The organism is Massilia genomosp. 1, assembly GCF_011682185.1.
Classification (GTDB): domain Bacteria; phylum Pseudomonadota; class Gammaproteobacteria; order Burkholderiales; family Burkholderiaceae_D; genus Telluria_A; species Telluria_A rubra.
On the sequence record NZ_WHJF01000055.1, the window covers coordinates 13,547 to 31,031 of the forward strand.

7 protein-coding genes and 1 pseudogene are annotated in these 17,485 nt (G+C 65.1%); all 8 read right to left on the reverse strand.

Translation table 11 applies throughout. The annotated features are described in order from the left end of the window. Nucleotides 1–18: 18 nt before the first annotated feature. The gene (locus F1735_RS19745) at nt 19–9,324 is read right to left on the reverse strand and encodes an SdrD B-like domain-containing protein (protein ID WP_167238530.1); all 9,306 of its coding nucleotides are present in this window, start codon (nt 9,322–9,324) and stop codon (nt 19–21) included. An 820-nt stretch (nt 9,325–10,144) separates the two neighbouring features. Further along, nucleotides 10,145–10,636: a hypothetical protein gene (locus tag F1735_RS19750; protein WP_167238531.1), complete on the reverse strand. Its 492-nt coding sequence runs from the start codon at nt 10,634–10,636 to the stop codon at nt 10,145–10,147. 147 nt (nt 10,637–10,783) lie between these two features. Beyond that, nucleotides 10,784–11,437 carry an SCO family protein gene (locus F1735_RS19755; RefSeq protein WP_167238532.1) on the reverse strand — a complete coding sequence of 218 codons (654 nt, stop codon included), beginning with the start codon at nt 11,435–11,437 and terminating at the stop codon, nt 10,784–10,786. A 1-nt stretch (nt 11,438) separates the two neighbouring features. After that, on the reverse strand, nt 11,439–12,779 hold the full coding sequence (locus tag F1735_RS19760) for a selenium-binding protein SBP56-related protein (RefSeq protein WP_167238533.1): 1,341 nt from the start codon (nt 12,777–12,779) through the stop codon (nt 11,439–11,441). 103 nt (nt 12,780–12,882) lie between these two features. Then, on the reverse strand, nt 12,883–13,341 hold the full coding sequence (locus F1735_RS19765) for a GNAT family N-acetyltransferase (RefSeq protein WP_167238534.1): 459 nt from the start codon (nt 13,339–13,341) through the stop codon (nt 12,883–12,885). A gap of 119 nt (nt 13,342–13,460) precedes the next feature. After that, nucleotides 13,461–13,991: pseudogene (locus tag F1735_RS19770) on the reverse strand (ATP-binding cassette domain-containing protein); the annotation flags it as partial. A gap of 78 nt (nt 13,992–14,069) precedes the next feature. Continuing rightward, nucleotides 14,070–14,726 carry a hypothetical protein gene (locus tag F1735_RS19775; RefSeq protein WP_167238535.1) on the reverse strand — a complete coding sequence of 219 codons (657 nt, stop codon included), beginning with the start codon at nt 14,724–14,726 and terminating at the stop codon, nt 14,070–14,072. Nucleotides 14,727–14,753: 27 nt separating this feature from the next. Continuing rightward, nucleotides 14,754–17,447: a phosphocholine-specific phospholipase C gene (locus F1735_RS19780; RefSeq protein WP_167238536.1), complete on the reverse strand. Its 2,694-nt coding sequence runs from the start codon at nt 17,445–17,447 to the stop codon at nt 14,754–14,756. Nucleotides 17,448–17,485: the final 38 nt, after the last annotated feature.

Here is a 17,485-nt window from a genome sequence, read left to right on the forward strand (position 1 = left end):
GCCAGGCGGGATGGTTGCTTATTGCGCACGGGCTTCTCCCGCGCCGGCAGGGATTGCTCCCTGGCGTGGCTTGACCAGTTCCTGGTTGGCGCTGTCGGTCGCCTGCCGCGGCGCGGCAGGGGCTTTGCTGTCGAACTTCAGGCCCGGCAGGCGAACGGCTTCCGTTTCCGGCGCGCGCGTGCCACCCTGGCTGCGACGGGCTTTCAACTGCTCGATGACCGGCGCCGAGCACGAACCCTCGGCAAAGTCGGCGCGCAGCAGCTCGCCATTCTTCGCGTCCAGCCAGATGCTGTTGGCGTCGCCCAGGTTGCGGTTGCTGGTCGTGGTCAGGCGGCTGCCGCGTGGCAGGGTCAAGCTGTCGGCCTTGATCACGTGCGATTTCGGGCTCAAGCCGCAGTAGCTGTACTTGCCTTCCACATCGGTGGTGAACGAGGTGCCGTCTTCCATGTACAAACGCACACCTGGAATGCCCAGCTCTTCGCTGTCCTGCACCGAGTTAGCGTTGCAGTCGACGAATACCTTGCCGGCGACGCATGCTTGGCTTGTGAACACGCCACCGCTCAGGCGCACCTTGTACTCGGCGCGGTTGGACGGGTAAGCGTCCGGCACCGGCTGGTACGAGCCCGGCGTGACGCAGCCGCTGGCCACGTTGCAGGCATATGCAATCGCGCGGTTGATGCCGTCGCCCTGCAGGCTGCCGACGCCGGCGCGCAGGCGGTAGGTCAGTACCGCTTGCTTGTTGCTGGCCAAAGGACCCAGGTTGAAGGCCAGTACGGGACCCGCCACCACGGCCGGATCGGCCACCGGCTTGCCATCGACCTTGACGGTGCCAGGCACCAGCGAGAATCCGGCCGGCAGGCTGTCGCGCACCGTTGCCTGTGCTACCGCGGTGCCGCTGGTCTGGCGCACGGTCAGGGTGTACAGCAGGCTTTCGCCAAATTCGAGCTGCTGCTTGTCGCCGGTTTTGGTCAGCGCCAGGCCAGCCGCTTCGATTTTGTCGATCGGCAAGTGGTTGTTCAGGATCGGCGCGCCATCGGCGCCGACCGTGAAGGTATAGTAGTACTGGGTGGTGTCCGCACCGCCCGGTACCGCGCCGACGCAAGCGTTCGGCTTGTGCAGGGTCACGCCGGATGCCGGGGCGGTGTCGGACTTCTGGATCAGCGCCGGATTCGGGTTGGCCATGACCGAGGCCGCACCCTGGCACGACGGAATCTTCGTCGATTCAGCCGGTACATAAGCAACCGGGTAGCCGGTGATCGCCAGCTTGTAAGTGCCTGCCGGGAAGTTATTCAGCAGGACGAACTGGTACACACCATCGCTGCCGGTGGTCTGCTTGATCGCTTCCAGGCCACCCAGCAAGTGACGCGCCGGATCGAAACCAGCCGGACCGCTGACGCTGACAACCGCGCCACGCACCGGTTGACGGGTCACGCTGTCGTACACCACGCCCGACGGGTTGAGCGGCAGGTTCTGCTCGGTGATGTCGCTGTTATCAAGCAAGGTGATGTCGCGGATCACGCCAGCGGCCGGCTTGCCCGCGTTACCGGCCGAAGTCGGAACGTTCGGCATGCCATTGCCATCCTTGGTGAAGCGGATCTCGAAGCCGGGACCGGTCGGCAAGCCCGTGCCTTCGTAGCCAGGGCAACGCAGGTTGTCGAACTGGTAGAAACCGCTCGCATCGCTCTTGACCGTGCAGATCGGTTTGCCGTTCTGTGTCAGGGTCACGGTCCAGTCCTTCACGCCTTCGTGGTTGTTCGGACGGGTCCGCGTATGGTCATGATCGAGCCAGACATAGCCGCTGATGATCGGGGCCTTGACTTCAGGACCCGGACGCACGCGCTCGCCGAACAGGTTGCCGCCGATCACGCCGTTGTTGGCCGCCAGCTTGTCGCTGGTGACGTCGATCTGCGCGATCGTGTTTTGCGACGGCGCGGTGCCGAAGCTGCTGTTGTCCACAAGGCCGCCTGCGACGCCAGCGGTTTCCTTGCCATCCATGTATTTCGAGGTCGGCAGGTCGGTTTGCGTTTCAAGCAGGGTGTAGCGGCCGGGAACCAGGTTCTCGAACACATACTTGCCATCGACGCCGGTGACGGCCACGCATCCTTGCGCGCAGTTCTCGCCACCCGTCATCGTCACGTGTACGCCCGGCAACGGAGTTTCGCCCGCGTCCATCTGGCCGTTGTTGTTGGCGTCCACATACACATAGCCTTCCAGGCGTGCGCGGCGTTCGCCGAACAGGTAATCCACGCCGTTTTGCGCCACGCCCAGCTTGATCGCGCCGATGCTGTTCTTCGGCGCGCTCGCGTCGAAGCCGCTGTTGTCGACCGTGCCTGCCACGGCGCCGTCGATCTTGCCGGCGGTTTCCTTGCCGTCGATATAGGCGGCCGGATGGGTTTCCACCAGGCTGTAGGTGTCCGCTGGAAGCCCGACGATCAGGAAGCGGCCATCGTCGCCGGTGGTGGCGCGCCCTGCTTCGCCCTTGCTGCCGACTGCGCTGACCGGCACGCCGGCAATGCCAGGCTCGCCCGCGTCTTGCACGCCGTTATGGTTGTCGTCGCGGTACACCACGCCCGCCAGGCTGGCGCCCACTTCGCGGAAATCGTAGTCTTGCGCATCGGTGCCGCTGGCGATCACGATGGCCGTGGTCTTGTTCGGACCCGCGTCCAGGGTGCCGCCGGCGCTGCCGATGGCGCTGCCGGTGTTGGTCGGGAATTCGCCATAAGCGGCCGGCTGGGTTTCGACCACGGTGTAGGTGCCCGGAACCAGGTTCTCGAACAGATAGCTGCCGTCGGCGCCCGTCTGGGTGGTGCGTGCGGGAATCGGCACGCCTTTGGCGTCGACACCGGTCAGGGTGACGGTCACGCCGGCCAGGGCTTCGCCCGGCTCGCGCTTGGCATTCTTGTTGCCGTCGACGTAGACATGACCGCCGAGCTTGGCCGGACCGACGACCACGTTCGGATCGAACTCGCGGAAGTCGTAACCGGTTGCCGCGCCGCCGGCGGCAGGAATCCGGATCGCGGTGACCGCGTTCAGGCCGGCCGCGCCGCCGCCCAGGGTACCGATTTTGGTGCCGCTCGCAGCCTCGAAATCGGACCACTTGGCTGGCTGGGTTTCGGCCAGGTTGTAGTCGCCAGGGATCAGGAACGGGAACAGGTAGTGTCCGTTGCTGTCCGTTTGCGCGGTCATGGTGACCGGGGCGCCTTTGGCATCGACGCCGGTAAGGGTCAGGGTGACGCCGGCCAGCAATTGCTCGCCGCTGTCGCGCTTGCCATCTTTATTGGCGTCCACATACACGGTACCGGCCAGCGAACCGTTGGCGCCAGGCGCATTGCGCTCGCCAAACAGATAGTTTACGCCTGCCGCGCCTGGCGTCAGGTTAATGCCGACGATGCTGTTTTTCGGGGCGTTGATGGTGCCGCCGAGCGAGCCGGCCGTATCGCGGCCATCGTCCACGCCGTTCGGCTGGGTTTCGACGATGCTGTAGTTGCCCGCCATCAGGCCGGTGAACAGGAAGCTGCCATCGGCGCCGGTGACCGCGGTACGCGGGGTCGGGCCGACCAGGCGCACGGTGACGCCAGGGAATGGCGGCTCGGTGCTGTCGCGCACGCCGTTGTTGTTGACGTCGAAGTAGACGGCGCCGGCAATGCTGGCGCCGATTTCGCGGAAATTGTAGTTTACGGCGGCGTCGCCCTGCACCAGTTGCAAGCCGCTGATGCTGTTCGGTACGGCTACGCCGGTCGCGACAGCGCCAATGGTGCCCGGCTGCGAGCCGGTATTGCCAGGGAAATCGTTAAAGCCGGCCGGATGGGTTTCGGTCACGGTGTAACCGGCGCCGCTGCTCGGACGCAGCTTGTCGAAACGGTAGCTGCCATCGGCCGCGGTGGTCGTGCTCAGGCTGACGGCCGCGCCGTGGTCGTCAAAGCCGGTCAGGGTGACGCTCACGCCGGCAATCTGTTCATCCTTGTCGAGCGAGGCATTCTGGTTGCTGTCCGCGTAGACAACACCGCTCACGCTGGCCGGCAGCAGTTCGCCGAAGTTAAAGTCGCTGTGGGTCTTTTCCACCACGTAGGCGATGGTGCCGATCACGTTGGCCACATTGTCGACGCAGGCCGCGCACGGCGCGGCGCCGACCTTGCCCTTGCGGGTGATGCCGTCCAGGTAAGCGGCAGGCTGGGTTTCGGTGACGGTGTAGCCGGCGCCGTTGGCGTTGCGCAGGAAGCTGAAGCTGTACGAACCGTCGGGGTTGGTGGTGGCCGTGCAGGTCGGCGCGCCGCAGGCGTTGCCGCCGCTGGCCGCCGTGCCGCTCAAGGCCAGGGAGACGCCGCCGATACCGTCTTCGCCGGCGTCCATGACGCCGTTGTTGTTCTTGTCGGCATACACAAAGCCGCTCAGTTTGCCGGTGGCTTCACCGAACAGGTAGTTGATGCCCTTCTGGCCGGCGGTGAGCACCACGCCATTGAAGGCGCTGTCGCCGATCACGCCCAGGTTGCCGGGCACGGCGGCGCCGGTGCCGAGCGTGTTGGTGGCGTCCATGAAGTCGACCGGCTGGGTTTCGACGACGGTGTAGCCGGCGCCATTGCTGGCCGGCAGGCCGGTGAAGCTGTAGTTCCCGTTGGCGTCGGTCTGGCCGACGCAGGTGCTGATGATGGTACACACATTCGCACCGGTCGCGGTGGTGCCCGACAGGGTCACGGTCACGTTCGGCAACGGGGTGTCGGCGCCATTGAAGGTGTCGCTGCGGTCGGCGTCCAGATAGACCTTGCCCGACAGGGCGGCCGTCGATTCGCCGAAATTGTAGTTGCTGCCGAACTGGCCGGTGCCGATCACGATGCCGCTGAACTTGTCGTTCGTCATGCTGCCGCGCGGCACGCCGTTGACGGTGCCGACCGCGTCGATGCCGTCGGCGTAGTTCGACAGTGGCGCTGTGGCCTGGCTTTGCTCGGCCAGCACGTAGCCGGTGGCGTCGCTCGATGGCAGGCCGGTGAAGCTGTAGCTGCCGTTGCTGTCGGTGACGATGGTGCATGGGTTCGGCGAGATTTCGACGCACACGCTGGCGCCGGTCGAGGTATTGCCCGACAGGGTCACTTGCACGCCCGGAATGCCGGGTTCGCCCGCATCCTTGACGCCATTGTTGTTCAGGTCGGCATACACGGCGCCGCCCAGGCCCTGGCCGGTTTCGCCGAAATTGTTGTTGATGGCGGCGTCGCCCGAAGCGAGCACCACGTTGCCGATGCTGCGCTTGGAGAGGCCGAGTACCGGGGTATTCGCGGCCAGCACGGTGGCGCCGTCGTTGCCGCCCTTGCTGCCGATGGTCATGCCGGTATGGGTCACGCCCGACAGGGTCTGCTGCACCACCTGGTAGGTACCGGGGCGCAGGTTGGCGAAGCTGTACGAACCGTTAACGCCGGTCTGCACGGTGGCGTTCACCGGGCCGAAGTCGTCGTTGCCCGAGAGGGTCATGGTGACGCTGGTCACGCCGGCGCTCTCATCGGTTGCCGGAATGCCGGTCACGTCGCGCACGGCGTCCTTGTCGAGGTCGACGAAGACGAAGCCCGACAGGCTCGCCGGTTTCAGTTCGCCGAACAGGTAGCCGGTGGCGTTGGTGCTGGCCGGCAGCACGATGTTGCTGATCTCGTCGGCGGTGGCGTCGCTGGCGGTGCCAGCGGCGGTGCCGGCGGCATCCTTGCCGTCGAGGTAGGTCGCCGGCTGGACTTCGGTGACCTTGTAGGTGCCTGGCGAGAGGTTATTGAATACATAAGCGCCGCCGGCGGTGGTGACGGTGGTGACGTTGGCCACGGCATTGCCGTAGATATCGCTACCGTCCAGGCGCAGGGTGACGCCGGTAATGCCGGTTTCGCCCGCCGCCTTGACGGCGTCGTTGTTGCTGTCTTCGTACACGACGCCGGCGATCGAGGAAGGCTGCACGGCAACCGTGGCGCAGCCGCGGTTGTCGACGGCGGTGCGTTCGACGTCACTGGTGGTGGCGGTGCCGCAGTTTTCCAGCGCCGGGTTGACGACGGTGGCGATCACCGGAATGCGCACGGTGGCCGACTTGTTCGCTTCGAGCAAGCCGAGGTTGCAGTTGATCGTGGCGCCGGCGCCGGCGCAGGTGCCGCTGGTCGGCGCCGCGTTGTTGGTGCTCCAGGTCAGGCCCGCGTTGTACGGCGCCGCGTTGTACGGCGCGGTCGCACCGCCGGTGTAGACCGTCAGGCCGGCCGGCAGCACGTCATTGATCACGGTGCCGTTGCTGTTGCCCGGACCGGCGTTGTTCAGGGTCAAAACCCAGAAGAATGGCTGGCGCAGCTGCACTGCCGTGGCGCCAACATTGGCGGCGCCGTTCCAGGCGAAGGCGGCCTTGGACATCTTCAGGTCGACCCGCATCTTGATGGTGGTGCTCTGGTCGGCCGAGTTGTTCGGCGTCAGCGCTTCCGGTTCGCGCGAGGAGACCGTGACCGTCGACTGGTAAGTGTCGCCCGAGCCGGTCGGCTGGCTGTCGACGCGGAAGTCGAGGTACAGGTCGGTGCTGGCATTGTTGCCCATCAGGATATCGGAAGTCGGGAAATTACAGCTCACCGTCATCTGCGCCGGCCCCGTTACCTGGGTGTTCACCTGGTTGCAGTAATTGGCATACGCCTGTCCATCCGGCAGCAGTTTACCGCCCAGGAAGGTCATGGTCTTGCCGGCAGGCGGCTTCATGACATAGCTCAGCTTGAGGTGGGTGGCGACCGAGGGACCACGGTTGGTGATGGCGTTGCGGTAGGTGACCACGTTGTCCGGGAAGGCGGCGCCGCCAGGCACGAAGCCCATCGGATCGACGTTGTCGGTGTTGTTGACCAGCAGGTCGAGCGTGGCCGGGGTGACTGCCAGCGTGTTCGACGAGGTGTTGTTGCCCATGTCGCTGTCGTTGCTGGTCGTTGCGACCGTGGCGGTGCTGCCGATGGTGCGCGGATTCGGCTGGTTGTCCATGTAGTCGGGACGCGTCACGACCGTGATCGTGCGGGTCGCGCCGGAGTCCATATTGCCCATGGCGCAGCTGATGGTCCGGGTGGCCGGATCGTAAGGCTGGCATACGCCGCCGTTGCTGGCACTGACCGACAGCACGCTCATCGAGCCTTCGGGAATCGTGAACACATCGGTGATGGTGACGCCGTTCGCGCTCGACGGGCCATTGTTATTGATCGTCATCACATAGGTGGCGTTGGTGCCGGCCGCTACCGAGCCAGGGGTCACGGTGTTGACGACGCTCACGTCGGCGACCGGGTCGACTTGCACGTCGGCGGTAGCGACGTTATTCGCCGGAACCGGATCGCCCTGTGCGTTGGAACGTACGCTGGCCGCGTTCACCCATTTGTTGCCGGGCTGGCCACTACTGTCGAGCAGGGGACGCGTGACCGTCACGGTGATTTCCACGCTGGAGCCGAGCGCCATCGTGCCGCTGCTCAGGAAACAGGTCACCATCGCGCCCGGGGTGCAGGTGAAGCCCGCCGGACTGGTGCCGCCGCTCTTGGCCGCGTTCACCACGGTTTTGTTGGGAATGTAGCCAGGAATCGGGTCGGACAGTACCACGTTGGTCGATTCGCCCGGACCGGCATTGGTGATGGTCAGGGTGTAGCTGATGGTCGGCGCGTTCCAGTTGAGGGTGCCCGGGGCGGCCGTCTTGGTCAGCTGCAGATCGGCGGCGTTGGGGGTCTGGGTCGATTGCGAGGTCGCGCTGACGCAGTTATTCGCGGCGATCGGGTCGATCTTGGCGCCAATGCTGTCGGTGTAGGCCGCGCAGGCGGTATTGGTCAGGGTGCCGGCGACGGTCGCGGTGGTGCTCAGGACCAGGTTCGAGGTCTGCGCATTGAGTGCCAGCGGCAGGTTGTAGGTACAGCTGATGTCCTGGCCGGCTTGCGGCGCGCAGGTCCAGTTGGCGCCGCTGGCGCCGACGAAGGTTTCGCCCACCGGCAAGGTGTCGACGATCTTGACTTCACCGGCAAGCGCCGCGCCCGGACCCTGGTTGGTCACGCGCATGGTGCTGACCATATTGCCGCCCTGGGCAACCGGGTTCGGGGTCTTGGTCTTGGTGATCGACAGGTCGATGCCGTCCGGCACGATGCTGATATTGACCGAGCCGCTGTTGTTGCTGGTGTCGCCATCCGGCGTGTCGCTGCCGATGCTGGCGGTATTGGTCGCGCTGGTCTGCGCCTGCACGCTCGGCGCAGTGGCGCTGATGACGATGTCCTGTGCGGCACCGACGGCATAGCTCGGGCGGGTGCAGCTGACGTTCTGGCCGTTGACGGTGCAGGTCCAGCCGGTGCCGGTGGCGCCGATCACGACAAAGCCGGCGGGCACGCTGTCGCTGACCACCACGTTCGTGGCCGTCATCGGGCCCAGGTTGCGTGGCGCCAGGGTGAAGCTGACTGGCTGGCCGCTGCCGACCAGGCCTTGCGAGACGGTCTTGGTCACGGCCAGGTCGGTTCCCACGGTGATGATGGTGTTGACCGAGGACGCGTCGTTGCTGTTGTTGAAGTCGGTCGCGCTGCCGCTGATGGTGACCACGCCAGTGGTGGTGATGGTGCCGGTGGTGGTGCCGGTCGCCTTGGTGTTGATGGTAATGAGCGGCAAGGCGCCCTTGGCCGCGCTCGGCCTGGTACACGTCACCACCTGCCCCGCCGCGCCGCACGACCAGCCGGAACCGGCCGCGCTCTGGTAGCTCAGGTTCGGGCTCAGGGTGAAGGTGGCCTTGGTGGCGCCGGCCGTATCCGGACCGTTATTGGTCAGGTTGGCGCTGTACACCAGGGTGCCGCTGGCCATCAGGCTGCCGGGCGAACCGCTCAGGACCAGCGCCAGGTCGGCGCCGTTGTCGATGGTGGTCAGCTGGGACAGCGAATTGTTGCCGGCGTTGCTGTCCGGATCGCTCGTGCTCACCGCCGCCAGCATGCTGACCGTCTGGCCGGCGCCAGCGAGGGTGCGCACGGTCAGGTCGATATCCTTGAGGTCGGCGGTTCCCGCGCCGGCGCCATCGCCCGCCACCGTGGCGTAACTACAGGTGACCTTGTTGGTCCCGGCAGCGTACACGCAGGCGTTATCGCTCACCGACACGAAGCTGGTCTGCGGATCGAGCGTGAACACGATCTTGACGTCGTTGGCGATGTCGCTGGTGTTGTTGGTCACCGAGGCGGAATACACAATCGTGCCGCCGCGCACGGCCGGATCCGGCGTGTCGGTCAGGCGCGACACCAGCATATCGACAGCGGCGGCCTGCAATGGCAGGCCGAGCAAGGCGATCGCCGCCACCCGGAGCAGGCCGGCAAACACGGACGATGATCGGGACTTCAACATGGGCAAGGCACTTTTAAACATGATTGGCTTCATCAATTGAGAATGCGGGCAATAAATCGCCCGCAATGCACGCGGCATCGCTGACTGCGATTGGGAATCGGACGGGAACGGCGCGGTGGAAAAGGCGGACTACGGAGCAACGACATGGATGCAAAGACAACACTTTTCTTGCGCGACGACATTATATTCATACAAACAACATCTTACAAAGTGCTTAATGGAAATGAGACAAAAATGCAACACCGACAAGTCTGTGCGCATAGAGTCAACATTCTAGATATTTCTACTTGGAAATTTTTGCAGGGAGTTTGCTTTTTCATAGGCGGGTACATACGGCACCGGCGTATCCTCCTCGCCTGCGATGCAAGGGATTTCCCCCTATGAGAGAGCAATTTTTGCATCGGCCCCTTGCACGGACGACAAGAGCGTGCGGCGCACTGGGATTTCTTAAAAGAAACTATGTGACATGCCCAATTCAGTGCTTTTAATCATTTTTTATGTATTTTTGGAAATTGACAAAACACTCTGACTGCAATAAGTAAATACGCCCTCGCGGCGTACACATGCCCTTGAGCAGCAGCCTGCGGATAGGTTCAGCACCCTGGGGGACAGAAGAAAAGAAGTGGAACCGGGCTGGCGCACGGTGCTGCCGGAGTACGCCAGATTCTCCTTGAACAGGCGCGACTTTGCCGTAGCCGGGGTCCCGGCCTGCCCCGCATGGTCCATCGACCAATGCCTTGGCGATCAGAGCGTGACCGCGAACAAGCGCCTTGACCGGCCGCGCGACGCGGACCACGACACCACCTTTTTTGGGCGGGTATTAGTACTCTCCGTCGAGGTCCTTCATGATTTGCAAAGCCTCCCTTTCGCTGACAATGTCGGATGCGTCGATGACGCCGGACATCAGGCGAAGATACAGATTCTTGTCAGGAACCCACCCATCGGGAGGCGAGTAACGTTCGGGCGCGCGCGCCGTATCGCTGTAAAACTTGTAGACGACCGAGGGCTTGTCTCGCGACAATGGAATGCGTTGGTAATACGTGACGGCGGTGTCCATGGAGGCGCCCTCCTGAATAGGCTGCTCGGCGACGCGGGGCGGCTGATCAGCCGGTCGCGCTATCGGCGGCGCGCTGGTCCATGTTGGCGCAACTGGCCGACTGAGGAACCTGTCTGCCATGTTCGCCCTGATACTGCTTTCCTCCTGTTTTGCCGTCCAGCGCCCTCCTTCTTGCCTTCTTTTCAGATCATCGAGCCAGGTGATATCCCACGCCGCCATCTTGATTTTCACCGGGTCGCCGTCATCGAGATCCATCGCATCCATTAACAAGACCCAAAAAACCTCCCCAAGCCGTTCATTGTCCGACAATAGCGAAAAATCTCCCGCCAGGATATCGGGGAAATACTGGTTGAAAATTTCCGCGAAATTTTCCGGACTGCCCGGCGCAGCGACGCGTTCACATCAAGACTTGCTTTTTTGTTCGAGCAGCAGCGTACGGATGTCGTTCAGCACCACGCCGGGCTGAAGAAAGGAAGTGGAATAGATTTCGCGCACGGTGCCGCTGGCATCGATCAGATACACCTTGAGCAGGTGCGACAGGGTCGGCGCGCGCTGCCCCGGCGCGCGCCCGGCGGCCACCGACACATCCTGGCCGAAGCCGTCCAGGATGGGCGCGAGCTCGGCGTTCGAGCGGCTGGTCAGGAAGCGCCAGTCGACCCCGCCGCGCTCGCGCGCATCAAGCCCGCCGTAGCTGCGCATGGCCGGCGGCGTATCGTAAGCGGGATCGAAACTCATGCTCACAAAGCGCACCTTGTCGCGCGTGTACGGGTCCTGACCCAGGATTTTCTTCAAGCTGTGCAAGGTTTCGTACGCCAGCGGGCAACCCTTGGCGTCGGTGCAGTAGGTGTAGATCAGGGAAAACAGCGTGACTTTACCGGTGGTAAATTCCGACAAGCGGTGACGGCTGCCATCGCTGTCGAGCACAATGCCGTCGGGCGCCTTGTGGATGCGTTCGAGCTTGTAGGCGCCCGGCGCCGGCAGCGCGAACTGCGCCGGCGCCGCGCTCGCTGGCGGCGTCAGCACCGCCAGCGCCAGCGCCCATGCCGGCAGGCCCAAGTCAGCGGCCCGCCACGCGCACGACGGGCTGCGGCGCGCCCTGCCCCGCATCGGCGCTGGCGCGGCCGGGAGCGGCGCCGAACTTCATGTGGTGCGCGCGGCCCAGTTTCAGCTTGGCGAAGTCGACCTTGAAGGTTTCTTTCAGTTCCTTGCCATCCCAGGCGAACAGCTTGACGAACTGCTCGTCGTCGGCGCCCTTCTTGTCCCAGTTGGCCAGCAGCGAACTGCTGATGTACAGGCGCTTGCCGTCCCAGCTTTGCGAGACCATGTTCACCTGCGAACCGGTGCGCTTGGAATAGGTTTCTTTCGGGGCTTCCGGATTGCTGATGTCAAAATAATGCGTGGTGCCATCCATGAAGGTGTTGACCCACAAGCCCTTGCCATCGGCCGTGATCGACAGGTCGACCGGCAGCGGCACCTTGGCCGGGTCGCCGATGGTGGCCACTTCCTTGGCTTGCCAGGCGCCGGCCGCATCTTTCTTGACCAGCCAGATCTTCGAGGTCAGCGCGGTGGCGGTGATGGCCCACTCGTCGCCTTCCTTGAGCGACCAGCGGATTTCGAGCGGCGCGCCAGGCACGTTCAGCACTTTTTCGGGCTGCATCGATTTCAGGTTCCACATCACCATGGTGTTGCCGAACTGCTTCATCGCCGCCGGATCCTTGATCAGCTTGCCGAGATCGGTCATGTAATTGACCGCGCCCGTGAAACTCGAGCTCAGCATCGCGTTCTTGCTCGGGCTGATCGCGATATCGTAGCCGTAGCCGTCGCCGCCGCTCGTGGTCGGCATGGCGTGCTTGGCGATGAAGTCGCCCTTGCTGTTGTAGACCGCCATGCCGGTCACGCCGCCGCGGTCCTTGTCGTTCGACAGCGCGCCGATCAGCATGCGGCCCGGCAGCGCGTAGAAGGTGTGCGGGCCGACATAGCCCGAGCGCTTGGCGAAGTCGTCGATCGTTTTCACCAGCTTCGGCCTGGCCGGATCGGTATGCACGTCGAACACGTAGATCTTGCTGTCGTCCAGCCCGCCGGCCCAGAGAAAGCGGCGGTCGTCCGTAAAGCCCATGTGATGGGCCTCGCCGCGCTTGCCGACCGATACCTGGGCGACCACCTGGCCGAACTTTTTCGAGGCCGGATTGACGTCCAGCGTGACCATCTTGTCGAAACCGTCGCCCACGCCCTTCACGCCCAGGGTCCAGACATACAGGTAATCTTCCTGCCCCTTGATCAGGCCCGACATGTAGGGCGAATTGCAGGTTTCGTCGGCGCGCGCCGCCACGGGAACGGCGGCCACGCCGAGGGCGGCAGCGGCAAGCAAACTCAAACGTAAAAATTTACTGGAACCCATTGCTGATCTCCTGATCAAGCTTATGAAGACGCTAATGTACGCCTGTTTGACCTTGCTCCGCAATGGGTGAAAAATTGTTCGCCTGACCTTGTGCCAGATCAAGCTATGCGGCCAGGGTTTTGCTGTATGCATAGAAGATATCGTCGCGCTTCCAGCCGAGCCCCTTGTACAGGCCCTGGGCCGCCAGGTTGGTCTTGGCGGTGGTCAGGTCGAGCCGCACGGCGCCGTTGCGCAGGGCGTGCGCTTCGGCCGCCAGCATCAGGGCGCGGCCGGCGCCGAGATGGCGCGCCTCGGGCAGCACGAACAGGTCGTACAGGGCGTAGATGGGCGCGGCGGCCAGCGAGCAGAAGGTCGGGTACATCTGGCAAAAGCCGGCGGGCGTACGCGTTTCATCTTCGGCGATGAGCAGCACCGATTCGTGGCCCAGCATGCGGTCGAGGATGAACTGGCGCGACAGGGCCAGGTCCGGGTCCAGCGCATAAAACTGGCGGTAAGCGTCGAACAAGGTGGCGAGCGGGTCGATGTCGTCCAGCGTCGCCAGCCGGGTGGTGATTTTTTTCATTGTTTTGTCGTGTTTGTTGGTCTTGTCAAGGGTTGACGCGAAGTCGGAGCAACGCTCCGCCGCCATCATAACCACCAACGCGCCGCCCGTGTTTTTGTTGACGCCCCTCCTCGCCCGCCTCAGTCCAGCGCGCGCAGGCGCCAGCCCGCCGCGCTCCACGCCAGGCTGTGCGTGAGCCCCAGGCTGGCCAGGAAGCGCGCATCGTGCGACACCACCGCCAGCGCGCCCCGCTACGCCTGCAGCGCCTCTTCGAGCGCACGCACCGAGGCCAGGTCGAGGTGATTGGTGGGCTCGTCGAGCAGCAGCGGGCGCGCCGGTTGGCCCCGCCACAGCGCACACGCCAGCGCCGCCTTGAGCCGTTCACCCCCGCTCAGGCGCGACAGCGGCGCAGCGACCTGCGCCGCAGCCAGTCCCAGCAAGGCCAGGCGGCTGCGCAGGTCGCTCACCGGGAGCGTGGACCCGAGCGCGGCCAGGTGCTCGAGCACGCTGCGCTCCGGCGCCAGCGACGCGCTGGCGTGCTGGTCGAGCCAGGCGTGCGGCGCCAGCACGCGGCAGGCGCCGGACAACGGCGCCAGCGTGCCGGCGAACATGCGCAGCAAGCTGGTCTTGCCGCAGCCGTTGGGGCCGGTGATGGCAAGGCGCATGCCGCCGCCCACGACCATTTGGGGGAGGTACTCCAGGTGGACTGGTCCGAAAACATGGCCGCGTAGCGCTGCGGCCATCCGGGTTTAATGGAAAAGCGGCGTGCCTGTAAAGCCGCGCACCCTTCCCAGCAGCAGGCCCAGCCCGATCAGCAGCAAGCCCAAGGCGCCCGGTTCCGGCAACGCCGTGCGCGCCTCGCCCAGCGCCACGTTGGTGATGCCGGCCAGGTAGCCCTCACCCATGCTGCGCAGCGCGAAGCCGGTAAAATACTCGCCCCCGGTAGCCTGGAAGCCGAGGAAGTCCAGCCCCGCCAATCCGTCCTGCAGCAGCAGGCCGTCGAACAGGTAGCTGCCCAGATTGGTCGCCAGGATGACGTCGACGCTGCCGCCCGTCACCGCCGCGTCGAAGCCGAACAGGGTGTAAGGCAGGTCGGCGCCGATGCTGCCTTCGATCGGCGACCAGTACTCGTTCGACATCACCGGCCGCGACTGGCCGATGGAAAACCCCGTGCCGCCGCCCACGACCAGGTTTTCGGCCGAGTTGTAGCGCACCCCGCCGCGCGTGAAACCGCTGCCGGGGAAGTGATAGCCGGCCCCGAAGTCGTCAAAATTGCTGGACTGGAGAATCTGGCCGGCCTGCGCCAGCGCGGCGCGCTGCTCGACGCGCAGCACGCCCGCAGTGGCGCCGGCGGCGGCGGCCAGCAGGGTGATGGCCAGGGCCGTCTGTATGAATCGCTCGAACATGGTTGCTCTTCCGGTGAAGTATATAGATCAGGCGACGTTGATCGTCAGCGGCCCGCCCAGCGCGGCGTAGCCGTCGTTGTACAGCAGCCAGGCGCTGTAGGCGCCCGGCGCCAGGCTGTTGCTGTCGAAGGTGACGCTGGCGCCGGCCTGCGCCACGTACTGCCAGATGGCCGAGCCGCCCGCTCCCGGCGAGGTGCCGGCGCGGTAAATGCCGATCCAGTTCCTGGCGGCGACCCGGCTGGCGGGAATGGCGAACGTAAACCCGATCGGCGCGCCGCGTTTGATGGCCGGCGTGCTGGTGGCAAACTGCGTCACGCTCACTGTCACCGCCTCGCCCAGCGCCACGTAGCCGCCCTGATGGAAATACCAGACCATGTAGTCGCCCACCGCCAGCTTGGCCGTATCGAAGGCCTGGGTGCCGTTGGCGGCCGCCACAGTCGCCCATTGCAGCGCAGGCTGGCCGGCGCCCGGCGTGGCGTTGGCCGGATACAGGCCGATCCAGTTTTTCGGATCGCGCTTGCCGGCCGGCGCTGCGTACGTCACGCTCACGCTGGCCCCGCGCATCACCACCGCAGCGCTGGCCGTCAAGACCACGCGGCGGCGGTTGGCGCCGATGGCCGGATCGGTGCGGCCCGGCGCGCCGTTGTCCACGTGGCCGGCCACGCGGCGCAGATACGCTGGATCGGCATCGCAGCCGATGCTGTAGTCGTACCAGCCGAAGCTGCCGGCCAGCAGGCACTGCACCGCTTGCTGCTGCCCGGCCGCCACCACATAGGTCGAGACGGCGGCGCCGTAGGCATTGTCGATCATGGTGAAGGTGCAGGCGGCCGCGCCGCCCACGTTCGAGAGCAGCAGATGCACATTGGCGCCGGCCAGGTCGTAGTTGACCTGCACTTCCGGCCTGGCCGCGCCGGGCGCCGTGGCGCCGGCCAGTTCGCGCAGGAAGCCGTTGGGGCCGGTCACGCTCAGGTGATAGCGCGCCCCGCTCCAGTTCCACGTTTCCCGGTCGATGCGCTTGCCGGCTTCGACCGTGTAGTACCACGGCCCGTCGCCGCGCGCGTTCGAATACACGATGAAGGCCGCCCCGGCCTTGCCGCTGTTGATGAACGACAGTTCGATCTGCTTGCCGGCGCCCGCCGTCGCGTGTACGCCCAGCACATACGGCAGCGCGCAGGCATGACGCGTGCCGGTGACGGTCTTGCAGGGTTCCTGCAGCGGCAGGGTTTGCCGGGCGGGCGGGGCCGGATACGGCTTGCCCGACACCAGCGCATACGCGGTCGACTTGGGCACGCTGGCCGGCCAGGCGCTGTTGGGCGACTTGAAATCGAAGGCCGAGGTCAGGTCGCCGCACACCACGCGCCGCCACGGCGAGATATTGTCCAGGGTGGCGCTGGCGCGGTTCTTCTTCAGGCCGAGCGTGAGCCACTCTTCCAGGAAGCGCAGCTTGGACGTGTGGTCGAACACTTGCGAGCACACGCGCCCGCCGCGGCTCCACGGCGAAATGACCAGCATCGGCACGCGCGGCCCGAGGCCCACCGGCACGCCGGCCAGGTTTTCGTCGGCGCCGACGTCAGCGAGCGTGGTGCGGCCCATGCTCGGGTCGAGCGGCGGAATGTTGGGCGGCACATGGTCAAAGAAACCATCGTTTTCATCGTAGGTGAGCAGGAACACGGTCTTGGACCACACCACCGGATTGGCCACCAGCGCCGCCAGCAGGCGCGCCGTCAGGTTTTCGCCGGCGTTGGGCGAGTTCGGCGAGTGCTCGGTGTAGTCGTTGGGCGCGACGATCCACGAGACCTTGGGCAGGCGGTTGTAGCGCACGTCGTCGGCGAAGTCGGCCACCATCCAGTCACCCTTGGTGCCGCGCGCATTGGCTTCGGTCGAGCCGGGCGCGAGCGCGCGGCCCTTCTGGTACAGGGCGCTGTCGGGCGACAGGCGGCTGCCGTCGGGGTTGACCCGGAACTGCCTGAAGTACGCCAGGTAGTTGTCGCCGTAATTGTCCCATTCCTGGTACACCTTCCAGCTGACGTCGTTCGCTTCGAGCACCTCGGCGTAGGTGCGCCAGGCCGGCGCGCTGGCCGTGGTGGCGGCCGACACGTTGTCGTAGCGGGGATCGTTGTTGTAGTAGCCGGCCGCGTTGACGTTGTACAGGCTGCCCAGGGAGTTCATGCGCCCACGGCTGGTGCCCGACAGCGAATAGAAACGGTTCGGATCGGTGGGGCCGAAGATCGAGCAGTGGTAGGCGTCGCAGATGGAAAAGGCGTCCGCCAGCGCGTAGTAGAACGGCAGATCGCCGCGATCGAAGTAACCCATGCTCTGCGGCGACTTTTTCTTGACCCAGGCGTCCCAGCCCTGCCACGTCGCTTGCGCGCCTTTCCACGAATGGTCGGTGCCGAGCGAGAGCGCGCTGGTGTTTTTGGCGTCGAAGTGGAACGGCAGCACGTGGCTGCCGGCGGCGTCCGGCTGGTACCACACCGGTTTGCCGCTCGGCAGCGTGATGGCGCGCGGATCGTCGAAGCCGCGCACGCCCGGAAAGCTGCCGAAATAGTGATCGAATGACCGGTTTTCCTGCATGAAGATGACCACGTGCTCGACGTCGGCGATGGTGCCTGTAACGTTATTGGCGGGCACGGCCAGCGCCTCGCGGATCAGGTCGGGGAACAAGGTACTGGCGGCGCCGGCCGAAGCCAGGCTGAGAAAGGTGCGTCTGCTGGTGGACATGCGTGGCTCCGTGGATGCGCTGGAAAGTTGTCGATCAT